The sequence below is a fragment of the Bacillus sp. UNC438CL73TsuS30 genome, from assembly GCF_000482325.1.
GTDB lineage: Bacteria > Bacillota > Bacilli > Bacillales > Cytobacillaceae > Neobacillus.
The window spans coordinates 50464-62832 of the sequence record NZ_AXVA01000019.1 but is presented as its reverse complement, the minus strand read 5'-3'; the positions used below and the strand labels follow the sequence as shown (position 1 = coordinate 62832).

Genomic DNA, 12369 nt, shown 5'->3' with positions numbered 1-12369 from the left:
ATTTCACAACGCCCCATTCTAGATCCTCAGGTCGGAACATTGTGACATGCACTTAAAATTCTACTATAATAGTATACCATTTAAACATCGGACCATATCCTCTCAATCCTAGTCCCGCCCTCTTATAAATCTAATAGAAAGATTACTAAGTCCTATAAAAAACAGACACCGTTATACAAACGGTGCCTGCTTCCATTTTTATTTAATTGAACTTTATAAATGTCCGGCTTTATACAATATTAATTTCCTAACTGCCCTATTTCCTCATTTTTTTCATACCCCATCCCAAGAAACTCCTTTTCTAGCTTACTACTTGGTAATGGACGGCTAAAATAAAATCCCTGTAATTTTGTTCGAATGAGGGCGATTATATAATGGATTTGTTCCTCTGTTTCAATTCCCTCGACAATGACCTCTAGATCCAGCCCCTTGATAATTTCAAAAATTCCTGATAACAGAATCGTATCAAAAGGCTGGGCCGGTACATTTTTAATGAAATTACGGTCAATTTTGATGACATCAATCGGCAATTCCTTTAAATACAGTAAGGAAGAATTCCCTACCCCAAAGTCATCTAAGGCAATTTTAACGTTTCGCTTTTTCAGATCTTTCGTAAATTGGAGAACCTCATCAAGGTAATGATGAATATCACTCTCAGTTATTTCAATTTGCAGCATCGATGGCGGAAACGCATAATCTTTCATAACCTGATCCAGCTTTTCAATCAAGCTGTGGTCCTTCATCTGCGATTTTGAGATATTAACAGACAAGGTCATTTGATCCCATCCGGCTTGATGCCAAATACTTACTTGTTTTACCGATTCCTCTAATACCCATAACCCAATCGCCGGCATTAATCCCGTTTCTTCGGCTATCGGAATGAACTTACCTGGAGGAATCATTCCTTTTTCTGGGTGGTTCCAGCGTAAAAGTGCTTCCACCCCGACAATGCTTTTATCGACTCCGCAAACAATTATTTGATAATTTAATTCCAATTGATTTTTTTGCAGAGCGAATTTTAAATCGTTTTCAAGTTCTAGCAAATTTTTATAACTGCTGTCTTCCGCGAGATCCTGGAAAAAGAAGTATTGATTCTTTCCTTTCCGTTTTGCCTCGTACATGGCAATATCGGCACTTTGCAATAACTGTTCAATCGTTTCACCGTCATGTGGGTACAAACTAATCCCGATACTGGCAGTAACAACCGTTTTGAATGGCGGCAATTGATATTCCTGTCCTACTTTATATAGAATTTCCTCTGAAAGTATTTCCAGTTCGGATATACTTTCATATTTTAGTAAAATAACAAATTCATCGCCGCCATAGCGGGCGATTATTCCGTTTTTTTCATTAATCATGGGCAGCACCCGTGCGCAAACACTTCGAAGCAGGGCATCGCCAACTTTGTGTCCCAATGAGTCATTTACTCGCTTAAAACCATCCAAATCTAAAAATAAAACGGCCATTTTACTTTGATTTTGCTCCAAACGGTTGGTAAATTCCTGAAAGAAAAAATACCGGTTTGGCAACTGGGTCAGCTGGTCGTAATAGGCAAGATTAATAACTTCGCTATGCTTCTCTTCAAGTGAGGACAGCATCTGATTAATCGAATGCTGCAAATCTGTTAATTCGTCCTTTGGACCATTACTAATACTAATTCTCGAATTAATATCTTTTTTATTTTGTATCGTAAATAGCTGTGAGGACAATTCCCGGACGCGAGAAAGGATATATTTATTTAGCAAAAAAATCGTCAGCACAATAAAGAACAGACTTGTAAGGATTAAATAGAAAGTCAATTGTTTCACGTTGGCCTGTTTCTGTAAATAGAAATTCCGTTTATTGATTAGCCTAATTTCAAACGCATTTTTTTTAGCGTAATCTTGTAAATACAACGAACCTTCCATTTCTGTTTCACTTATTGGTTTAACAATATGCTGTAATGAAAAATACCGCTGGTCCGTCCGATGTAAAGAAAGTGTAAGCTGGAGTTCCTCCCCAATATCTAAAATCGAGCCGTTATTAATCAAACGTCCCATGATTAACGTTCCAGGAGACGGACCCTGACCATTCGTTCGATTCACCGGTTGAATAGAAGATATTGCCAGGCCAAGATCCGTTGTAATCAATAGAGGACTTCTGCCATTATTTACAGCATCTAAAAGAGGTAAATACACTTTATAAAAATCACTATTTATTGAGAGCTGCTGATGTTTTTTATAATCATAAGCCTTTTGAAAAATGATCTGGTGTTGATTATTAATATATAGCATAAAATTGACTTCGTTATTTTCAAACGTACCATTTTGAAGACTTGCTTTTGGGAAATCCGGATTTTCTCCTGTCAAAAAGAAATAGCTATCATCCCAGACAGCCCAATCCCGATTTGTTCGATTCAGATTATCCATATTAGATTTCAAGTAATTTTGAACTCGATCGAGATCTTTTAACGAATTGTTTTGATCTAATTCGATTGAATCCTCAAGTAAAAAGGGGCGAATAAAGATGAAAAGAAGAGTGAGAAAAAGAAACATCGTAATACCTACAACCAAGAGCGTTTTTACTTTTAGTTTCATCCATCTTTTCCTTTCTATGATTAAAGGCATTAGCTGATTTGGTAAGGAATCATACTTCTAAATTGTGTAAAAAGAATGCCCCTCTCCCACTTCAAATCTGTCGAAAGTTGCAGAACTTTTTATTCATATTAGTTTGATTTTATCATCATCCGTTATAAATATTTATTGTAAATTTTTTCAAATAATCATATTTAAATTTCCATTGAACGAAATTTATAAGCATGCTAGTATATATAGTAATATAATATTTCCTTTAAAAATCAGTCCAGAGAGGCTGAAAAGGGCGCGTAATAATGAAATAGGCTTAGTCTATCCATGCCCTTTTGTCCTCTGTGACGAAAGGGCATTTTTAGTATTACGCAGTACTCTTTTTAACGTAGTCCTGTGAGGCTTGAAAAGAGAATGGAAGATTCATTTACTGAATTTGAGTATCCATTCCCTTCAAACATTTGTAAAAAACTGGAGGGTATCAAAAATGAACTATCAGAAAAAAACAGTTGTTGCGTCAGTAACGGGTTTGACACTAGAAGGCATGGACATTATGTTTATCTCCTTCGCCATGTCAATGATTATTGCCAATTTTCACATTGATTTAGCTACAGGAGGACTTATTTCTTCGATTACGAATCTAGGAATGCTTGCAGGCGGAGTGATTTTTGGAATTCTTGCAGATAAGTTTGGCCGGGTTCGGACGTTTACGTATAGTATTCTCTTCTTTGCCATCGGTACAGCTTTAACCGGAATGGCAACTAATATAGAACAAGTTTACATTTTCAGATTCATCGCCGGACTCGGTGCAGGTGGGGAATACGGAATTGGCATGACGCTAGTAGCAGAGGCATGGCCAAAGGAAAAACAAGGCAGGGCCTCATCTTATGTAAGTATTGGTGCTCAATTTGGGGTTATTATCGCAGCCGTACTTAGTGCGGTCATCCTTCCTGCATTCGGCTGGAGAGCATTGTTTTTTGTCGGAATTATTCCGGTTATATTCGCCATTATGGTACGTAAAAACTTAAAGGAATCACCGGAATGGCTGGCAGCTCAAAAACGCCAAAAGGCAGATAAAAGACTCGAAAAAAGCAAACTTCCTCAATTATTTGCTACACCGAGAACATCCATGACTACCATTTCATTAGCAATTATGGCAACTGTACAAATTGCCGGCTATAACGGCTTGATGATTTGGCTGCCATCTATGCTGCAAAAATCACAAGGATTGTCCGTTTCAAGTTCGGCTTTATGGACAATCAGCACGGCAGTTGGGATGTTGATTGGAATGCTGACCTTTGGTCAATTCATCGACCGCCTTGGGATGAAACGTTCTTACGGGATTTTCTTGCTTGCCTCTGCCTCAGCGGTGTTCTTATACTCGCAAGCCGCAGGTGGTGCAGCTGTACTCATTGGCGGGGCAATCGTTGGGTTCTTTTCAAACGGAATGTTTGCAGGCTATGGCGCACTTATTAGCAGTTACTATCCAGTTCAAATCCGCAGTACCGCCACAAACGCAATTTTCAACTTTGGACGTGCACTTGGAGGACTGTCACCAATTCTGGTTGGCTACATTTTGCAAAACTATGATATGACTATCGCGATGACATATTTGGCGGTTCTTTACTGTGTATCCTTTATTGTGATGCTTGGTCTTAAGAAAAATCAAAGAGTGGAATCTGTAGAATTGAAGCGTGCTGGATAGTCTCTCATAGAATATCAAAAAAGGGAAGTGTAAGCCCAAACTTCCCTTTTTTACATTGCTCACTTTTTATTTAAAGACCGAAAAAAGCTTTCCAATCATCAAACCATTTTTGAACAAGGCTGACCCGTTAAATTGGGTATTATTGAACTCCCCTGTTGCATTCACTTTCCTGGATATTATTCATCTTCCTCTTTAAATTTAGTATCCATTTCCCTAATTGTTGTTGTGTTCATCGCCATTAAAAGGTCATTCCCCCTTTGATACTGCCAAATAAGCATTCATAGCACTCGCTACTCCTCAGAATCATCTCCGTATGCCTCAATGGTTTTATCCCGGCAATCCAGACATTCACTGCGGTTCCTTTCACAGGGGGCTAATTCTTGATGGCAACTGATACATTTGTCTACTAAATCTCTGATCATGTTCATATACAATTCCACCTCTCCAGGTTTTTCTATTGATTCTTTAACTCATATAGCAAAAAAGCCAGCTGTATTAATCGGAATAATTCCGGATAATACAACTGGCTTTGATCTACTTTATTTCTCCGATCTCTCGGAGTTCAGAAGATTCATCAGTTTGTTTACTAATTGAGTTCAAAGAATATATTCACCGATCTCGAAAGAGGTAATCCTTCTAGGGATGAATTTTGTGTAAATTCATACTAATCTATATTTAACAAGCTGTCAATAGTAATTATTAATATAAGTATCCACTATACTCATTTAAGTAATTCTTCTAGAATACCAATTTTCTTATTTCTCTCCGGTTAACAATTCTGTAGAAATACCTCTTTTAATCGATGCTCAATACAAGTTTAACGGAGTCTTTACAAAAGATGATACCGTTTCCGTTCATCTTTTTCCCGGTTTAAAATAAGCCTAAATCAAATTTTTGTATAGCTCACTTTCATCTGCCTATCCTAAAATTTAAGAGCCACTCCTATGGAGAGGCTCTTTTCTGACTTTTAAAAAGGTTTTGTTTAGAACTCAACCAATTCTTTCATTTTTTCTACATTTATTCCCAAGTAGGAATAACTCATTTCTTACCTCCAGGTTAGGTTGTATAATAGACTCTTACACAATTGTTATACAGCCAAGTAAATATAATTCAATAATCTCATTTTATTAAGCTGGGGCAGTCTGCAATTCATCTCAAAAATCGAATTACATTTTTCACAAAAAATAACTTTCAGATAGAAAAAGCAGTCAAAATCTAGTAAGATATCCACATGTGACATTAGATAAGGGGTTAAAAAAATGAGCGTATTAAACGTACAAAATTTAAGTCACGGTTTCGGTGATCGTGCGATTTTCAATAATGTGTCTTTTCGACTTTTAAAAGGTGAGCATGTTGGACTAGTTGGGGCAAATGGTGAGGGTAAGTCTACTTTCATGAATATTGTTACTGGGAAGTTGCAACCCGACGAGGGGAAAGTTGAGTGGTCACGAAAAGTTCGTGTTGGTTATTTGGATCAGCATGCTGTACTTCAAAAAGGTACTACGATGCGAGAAGCTTTGAGTACTGCTTTTCAATATCTTTTTGATGCTGAATCAGAGATCAATGAACTTTATGCAAAAATGGGTGATGAAGGCGCTGATATCGATGCATTACTTGCAGAAGTTGGAGAGCTACAAGAAACTTTAGATAGTAATGATTTCTATCGAATTAATTCAAAAGTTGAGGAAGTTGCTCGTGGTCTAGGATTAGATGATGTTGGACTCGATCGAGATGTAGATGATCTTAGCGGTGGGCAACGTACGAAAGTTTTGCTAGCTAAGCTTTTGCTAGAAAAGCCTGAAATCCTATTACTAGACGAGCCAACGAACTATTTGGATGAACAGCATATCGAATGGTTGAAGCGCTATTTACAGGAATATGAGAATGCATTTATCTTGATTTCACATGATATTCCATTCTTGAACAATGTTGTTAACTTGATCTATCACATGGAAAACCAAGAGTTGAATCGCTATGTCGGTGACTATGATAACTTCTTAAAAATACATGAAATGAAGAAGCAACAGCTAGAGTCCGCTTACAAGCGTCAACAACAAGAAATAGCTGATTTGAAAGATTTCGTTGCTCGTAACAAGGCAAGTGTTGCGACTCGTAATATGGCGATGTCTCGTCAGAAGAAGCTCGACAAAATGGAAGTTATTGAATTGGGGAAAGAAAAGCCGAAACCAGAGTTTCATTTCAAAGAAGCTCGTGCATCTAGTCGTTGGATTTTCACGACGGAAGATCTTGTTATTGGTTACAATGAACCACTTTCTCGCCCTTTGAATTTGAAAATGGAACGCGGACAAAAAATTGCGTTCGTGGGTGCGAACGGTATTGGTAAGTCTACTCTTTTAAAAAGTATCCTTGGGTTGATTGATCCGCTGGAGGGTAAAGTGGAACGTGGTGAGTATCAATACATTGGTTACTTCGAGCAGGAAGTTAAACAGTCCAACTACAACACTTGTATTGAAGAGATTTGGAGCGAGTTCCCAAGTATGAATCAAGCTGAAGTCCGTGCTGCTCTTGCAAAATGTGGATTAACGACGAAACATATTGAAAGTAAAGTCGAAGTCCTTTCTGGTGGCGAAAAGGCCAAAGTCCGCTTGTGTAAAATTTTAAACACAGAAACGAACTTATTAATTCTAGACGAGCCTACCAATCACTTGGATGTGGATGCAAAAGAAGAATTGAAGCGTGCTTTAAAGGCATATCGCGGAAGTATTTTGATGGTATCCCACGAACCTGATTTCTATCGTGAAATTGCGACCGATATTTGGAATTGTGAGGATTGGACTACGAAAGTGTTTTAAATAAAGATTAAGGGGTACCCAATGAATAAACCTTCACCTGGGTACCCCTTTTTATAAACCATCCAATATTTTCAATAAAAATATAGTTAGATTTCTTAAAAAAGTTTTTCTTAGTAGTTCTTTTGGAATGGAGATGAAAAGTGGAATTGTTACATACGATGTAGTTGATATTTAGTAGTTATTATAATAAAGCAGCGAAATGGAAGAGTACATCAAATTGTCTTAGCATATTCAGCAAAAACACACTCTTACATTCCCCTCTTTTTGTGCTGTTGCTAAACAGTTTAGAATGAAGTTCAGAATTTGTTTTTGATCACCAGTTATGAAATCATTTCGTGCCAGAGAGACATTATTACCGAAAAATTGACTGTAAGCATTCAAAGCCTTTTCAATTTGTTGAGTGGAAAAAGTAGTACTGTCGCCTGATCCACTGACTCCTGCATAGAAATTATTTGCTTCTAGTAAATCGTACAGTATGATAGCATTATAATTCCCCATGCTAAACCGTGCATAGGCAATTTCTTCTCCAGCTTTATTGTATCCCGAAATATCGTGACCCATTAATAATCCTCCTTTTTTTCTTCGATCCAGATTGACAATATTCCCCTTTATTCCAGATATACATAAATATATTCCTTCAGCATATTAACAGAAAGTTTTTAATAGATGGCATGTGAGCGGGCTTTAAATGACGAAAATAAATGGGGAAAATTACAGATTAATTGGAATGGAAGTTAGATTTCAAAAATAGTAAAAATTATTATTGCCGTTTTAGCATTTTTCCACCTCTCTTCTCAGATAAAATTCTATCATATTCAACTTCACGATAATTTTGAATTAGCTATAGATTTTCTACATTTATGTGAACACATAACACTTGTTGAACACGAAAACGAAATGGTTTTTTATTTAGGTGATGTTTATTTTAACGAGGCATAGAAGCAAGAAGAACTTTACTAGTATCAACATTCCACTCACATACCAAAGCCCACCAAAAATTCCGATCCTATCTTGAACCCCAACATAAAAATAACCCTCGGAAATGCCGTCAATAAGCCATTTCCAAGGGTTTATTTCGTTATATCAACTCCAGCAGTGCGACCGTCTCAACATGTGTTGTCTGCGGAAACATATCCACCGGCTGGACTTCCACCGTTCTATAGCCCCCATCTTCAAGAATCCGTAAATCCCGCGCCAATGTTGCCGGGTTGCAGGATACATAGACAACCTTTTTCGGCTTCATTTCAATAATCGTTTGCAGCAGAGCTTCATCACAGCCTTTACGCGGCGGATCGACAACCAACACATCGGCTGTATTGCCTTCCTTATACCACTTGGGGATTACCACTTCCGCTTCCCCAACTGCAAACTCTGCATTGGTAAAACCGTTTAAAGCAGCATTTCGTTTTGCGTCTTCAATCGCTTCCGGAACCACTTCCACTCCAAAGACTTTTCTCGCCTTTTGCGCTAAAAATAAAGAAATCGTTCCAATGCCGCAATATGCATCGATAACATTTTCATCACCGGTCAACCCAGCATATTCCAGAGCTTTATCATATAGCACCTTGGTTTGAATAGGATTCACTTGATAAAAAGAAAGGGCCGAAATTGCAAACTTTACATCGCCAATATAATCGTAAATAACTTCATTACCCCATAAAACGGTTGTTTTCTCACCGAGAATGACGTTTGTCCGCTTCGAATTCACGTTATGGACAATCGATTTAATCTTCGGCAGCCGTTCCACAATTCGTTCAACAAGCTTGTTTTTCTGTGGGATATCCGGTGTCCTTGTTATGATAACGACCATTAACTCACCGGTTTCTCGGCCATACCGCGCCATAATATGGCGAAGAACCCCTTTATGCGTTTCCTCCTGATAGGCAGGAATCTGAAGCTCACCGCAGATCTCTTTTACCACTTGAACAGCCTCATTTATTTCCGGAAGCTGGATTAAACTTTCATTCGTATCTACAATTTCATGGCTTCTTGGCTTAAAAAAGCCAGAAATCAGTTTTCCATCTTTTTCTCCAACCGGAACCTGTGCTTTATTACGGTAATGCCAGGGATGGTCCATGCCTAAAATTGGGTGACCCTTCACGTCCTCGAGCTTTCCGATTCGGGTAAGTACCTGGCGTACTAAATTTTCCTTATACTTCAGCTGCCCTTCATAACTGATGTGTTCAAGCTGACAGCCACCGTACTTATGGGCCTCACTGCTGTCGATTTCAACCCGGTAGGGGCTTTTTTCATGAAGCTCGATTAATCGTCCAAAACCGTAGCCCTTGTTCACCTTAATTACCTTCACTTTTGCCTTTTCTCCAGGCAGTCCATTCGGAATGAACAGCGGGTATCCATCCACTTTAGCTACTCCTGCTCCATCATGGGTTAAATCTTCAAAAACTACATCTATATATTCATTTTTACTCACGGGTAATGTTTTGCTCATTTAATTCTTCCTTTTCTCCGATTTGACTAGCAAGATTGTATCATATTATCGATTGGAATACGAAGGGCACATGGCGGATTAAGCCGATTAGAAGTAAAATAAGTCTAAACCATTCAACATAAGCAGGTGCATGATCGTGGATATTAAACATTTACAATATTTTATTGAAGTAACAAATTTCAATAGTTTTTCCCGTGCGGCTGAACATTTGTTTATTACACAGCCTACGATCAGTAAGATGATAAAAAATCTTGAAACTGAACTGGGAGTAGAGCTTTTTGACCGTTCCCGCAAGCAATTAACGTTAACGGATGCCGGGCGGGTAATCCTTGAGCAGGCAAAATTAATTGATAAAGCTTTTAATAATTTAGAAACAGAACTAGATAATTTATTAGGACTTAAAAAAGGGCATATCCGGATTGGATTGCCGCCGATTTTTGACGCGGCTATTTTCCTTAAAATTGTTGGCAGCTTTCATGAAAAATATCCGGGTATCACCTTTCAATTAGTTGAGGATGGCTCAAAGAAGATTGAGGAGGATGTGGCCAACAATCTTCTTGATGTCGGTATCATTGTGCTTCCGACGAAAAATGAACTTTTTGAGCATTTTTCTTTTATGGAGGAGGATTTGAATCTTATCCTCCACCCTTCTCACCCGTTTGCTGATCGTTCAGAGGTTGAACTGGTCGAACTACAAAATGAAGCGTTTATTTTATTTAATAAGGATTTTGCCTTAAACGACCGGATTATTCTTTCTTGTAATAGTGTGGGCTTTAACCCGCATATAATCTCTGAAAGTTCACAGCGGTCTTTTATTGAAGAGATGGTTGCCAATAAGCTTGGAGTTTCCCTATTGCCGGAAAGTGTGTGCAAGGATTTAAATCCAAACGTAAAAGCGATTAAAGTTGTTAATCCTTCCATCAGCTGGCATCTGGCGATCATTTGGGGGAAGAACCAATATCTTTCTTATGTGGCGAAAGAGTGGCTTGAGTTTACGAAAAAAGAACTTGTAAAACATTATCACAAATAGGTGCGATATTTAGGTTAAGGTCTCTCTCAGTGACCGCTGCCACTCATTATTTATGCGCTCGGGCATCTACGTTCTTTATCGGGGACCGCTGACGCTCTTTTTTTATTTATTCGGGCTTCTACGGCCTTTATCGGGGACCGCTGACGCTCTTTTTTTATGCGCTCGGGCATCTACGGCCTTTATCGATGACCACGAACGCTCTTTTTTTATCTGCTCGGGCATCTACAGCCTTTATCGGGGACCGCTGACGCTCTTTTTTTATCTGCTTGGGCATCTACACCCTCTCTCGGGGACCACGGACGCTCTTTTTTTATCTGCTCGGGCATCTACACCCTCTCTCGGGGACCGCCGACGCTCTTTTTTTATCTGCTCGGGCATCTACGGTCTTTATCGGGGACCGCTGACGCTCTTTTTTATTAATTCGGGTATCTACGGCCTTTATCGATGACCGCTGACGCTCTTTTTTTATCTGCTCGGGCATCTACACCCTCTCTCGGGGACCGCTGACGCTCTTTTTTTATCTGCTCGGGCATCTTCGGCCTCTGTCGATGACCGCTGACGCTCTTTTTTTATCTGCTCTGGCATCTACACCTTCTCTCGGTGACCACGGACGCCCTTTTTTTATCTGCTCGGGCATCGAACGCTCAACACCACGATTTCCTAATTCCTTTAATAACAAACCATAACCGTTTCTGCATAACTGAAAGCATTTACATAGATAAAAGCTATACTACTGATAAAATATAACCATTTTACTTACTTTGCAGCCGAGCGTACACTTGTAAATGCAAGAAAAACCCTTTAACCACTTGGAAATAGTGCTAACCCTCAACAGACTATATTCCAACTTGAAAGGACGCAACCTAGATGAACGCAAAAAAAGTAAAAGAGAGCCGCATCATTAATACTGCACAAGTATTATCTTGCGATTTAAATAACTATAATACGTTATTCGGCGGAGTTTTAATGAAAAAGCTCGATGATGCCGCAACCCTATCTGCACGAAGACATTCCCGGGAAAAAGAATGTGTAACAGCTTCAACCGACTCCATCGATTTCTTATGCCCAATCCACCAAACAGATTCAGTCTGTGTCGAATCATTTGTTACCTATACGGGAAAAACATCAATGGAAGTCTTCTGCAAAGTCATTGCCGAAGATATCATGACCGGTGAACGCCGAATTGCAGCAACCGCTTTTCTAACCTTTGTTGCCTTAGGAGAAAATAAACGCCCGGTAGAAGTTCCTGGTGTTATTCCTGAAACAGAGGAAGAAATATTCCTTTATAAGACCGCAAAAGAACGTGCTGAAATCCGGAAAATCAGAAGAAAAAAATCAAAAGAATTAGCTGCATATATATCACTTAAAAAACCTTGGGACACAGAAGAGGAGGAGAAATAATGATTACTTTATCAAGCCTTGATGAATTAACTGAAGCAAAAGAAGTACTTGCAACATTAAAAAAGGAATATCCAGGTCTTTTTGAAAAATTCCAGGATATGATTAACCTTACCCGGGCATTTCAATTTAAATATCACTATATGGGATGCTTAATTATGGGAGAAGATCCGGGAGAACATACTCCTAAGTTTGTCTACGGCTCTGTGCTTAGACTCTATAAAAGAGAGTTACAAAAATTAGTAACGGATGCTGATATCGAGGTATTAAAGCAAATGTTTACCGATTTTAAATCGATTGGCTACTCTAAAATTAGTCAGCTTATACTGGGTCATGAGCCCGAATCATTAGTTGGGTCCTCAAGTATTCAATAATACTTTTAGGATATAGCAAAGGTCTTCCCCTTAACG

Annotated in this window: 9 protein-coding genes; 5 read left to right on the top strand and 4 right to left on the bottom strand. The window is 38.7% G+C overall.

All coding sequences use genetic code 11. From position 1 onward, the window contains the following. Positions 1 to 239: 239 nt before the first annotated feature. Positions 240 to 2576 carry an EAL domain-containing protein gene (locus M028_RS0108765; protein WP_026573585.1) on the bottom strand — a complete coding sequence of 779 codons (2337 nt, stop codon included), beginning with the start codon at positions 2574 to 2576 and terminating at the stop codon, positions 240 to 242. A 475-nt stretch (positions 2577 to 3051) separates the two neighbouring features. Here M028_RS0108765 and M028_RS0108760 point away from each other — a divergent pair, with 475 nt between their 5' ends. Continuing rightward, the gene (locus M028_RS0108760) at positions 3052 to 4269 is read left to right on the top strand and encodes an MFS transporter (protein ID WP_026573584.1); all 1218 of its coding nucleotides are present in this window, start codon (positions 3052 to 3054) and stop codon (positions 4267 to 4269) included. 290 nt (positions 4270 to 4559) lie between these two features. Here M028_RS0108760 and M028_RS32715 read toward each other — a convergent pair whose 3' ends face one another. Continuing rightward, positions 4560 to 4697 carry a hypothetical protein gene (locus M028_RS32715; RefSeq protein WP_155925532.1) on the bottom strand — a complete coding sequence of 46 codons (138 nt, stop codon included), beginning with the start codon at positions 4695 to 4697 and terminating at the stop codon, positions 4560 to 4562. Positions 4698 to 5528: 831 nt separating this feature from the next. On the opposite strand from M028_RS32715, the gene M028_RS0108745 reads away from it, so the two are divergent. Next, the gene (locus tag M028_RS0108745; RefSeq protein WP_026573583.1) at positions 5529 to 7082 is read left to right on the top strand and encodes an ABC-F family ATP-binding cassette domain-containing protein; all 1554 of its coding nucleotides are present in this window, start codon (positions 5529 to 5531) and stop codon (positions 7080 to 7082) included. A gap of 231 nt (positions 7083 to 7313) precedes the next feature. Here the strand turns inward: M028_RS0108745 and M028_RS0108740 are convergent, their stop codons facing one another. Both M028_RS0108740 and rlmD read right to left on the bottom strand, forming a co-directional pair. Then, the gene (locus M028_RS0108740; protein WP_035423983.1) at positions 7314 to 7643 is read right to left on the bottom strand and encodes a hypothetical protein; all 330 of its coding nucleotides are present in this window, start codon (positions 7641 to 7643) and stop codon (positions 7314 to 7316) included. Positions 7644 to 8160: 517 nt separating this feature from the next. Continuing rightward, positions 8161 to 9531, bottom strand: a complete 1371-nt coding sequence (gene rlmD, locus M028_RS0108735; protein ID WP_026573581.1) for a 23S rRNA (uracil(1939)-C(5))-methyltransferase RlmD — start codon at positions 9529 to 9531, stop codon at positions 8161 to 8163. Positions 9532 to 9667: 136 nt separating this feature from the next. Here rlmD and cidR point away from each other — a divergent pair, with 136 nt between their 5' ends. The 3 genes from cidR to M028_RS0108715 all read left to right on the top strand — a co-directional run bounded on the left by cidR (position 9668) and on the right by M028_RS0108715 (position 12333). Further along, on the top strand, positions 9668 to 10561 hold the full coding sequence (gene cidR, locus M028_RS0108730; protein ID WP_026573580.1) for a cidABC operon transcriptional activator CidR: 894 nt from the start codon (positions 9668 to 9670) through the stop codon (positions 10559 to 10561). An 867-nt stretch (positions 10562 to 11428) separates the two neighbouring features. Next, a complete protein-coding gene (locus M028_RS0108720) occupies positions 11429 to 11962 on the top strand; it encodes an acyl-CoA thioesterase (protein WP_026573579.1) in 534 nt (177 codons plus the stop codon). Then, positions 11962 to 12333, top strand: coding sequence for a hypothetical protein (locus M028_RS0108715; protein WP_026573578.1), 372 nt, complete (start codon positions 11962 to 11964; stop codon positions 12331 to 12333). The genes M028_RS0108720 and M028_RS0108715 overlap by 1 nt, the downstream gene beginning before the upstream one ends. The last annotated feature ends 36 nt before the right edge of the window (positions 12334 to 12369 follow it).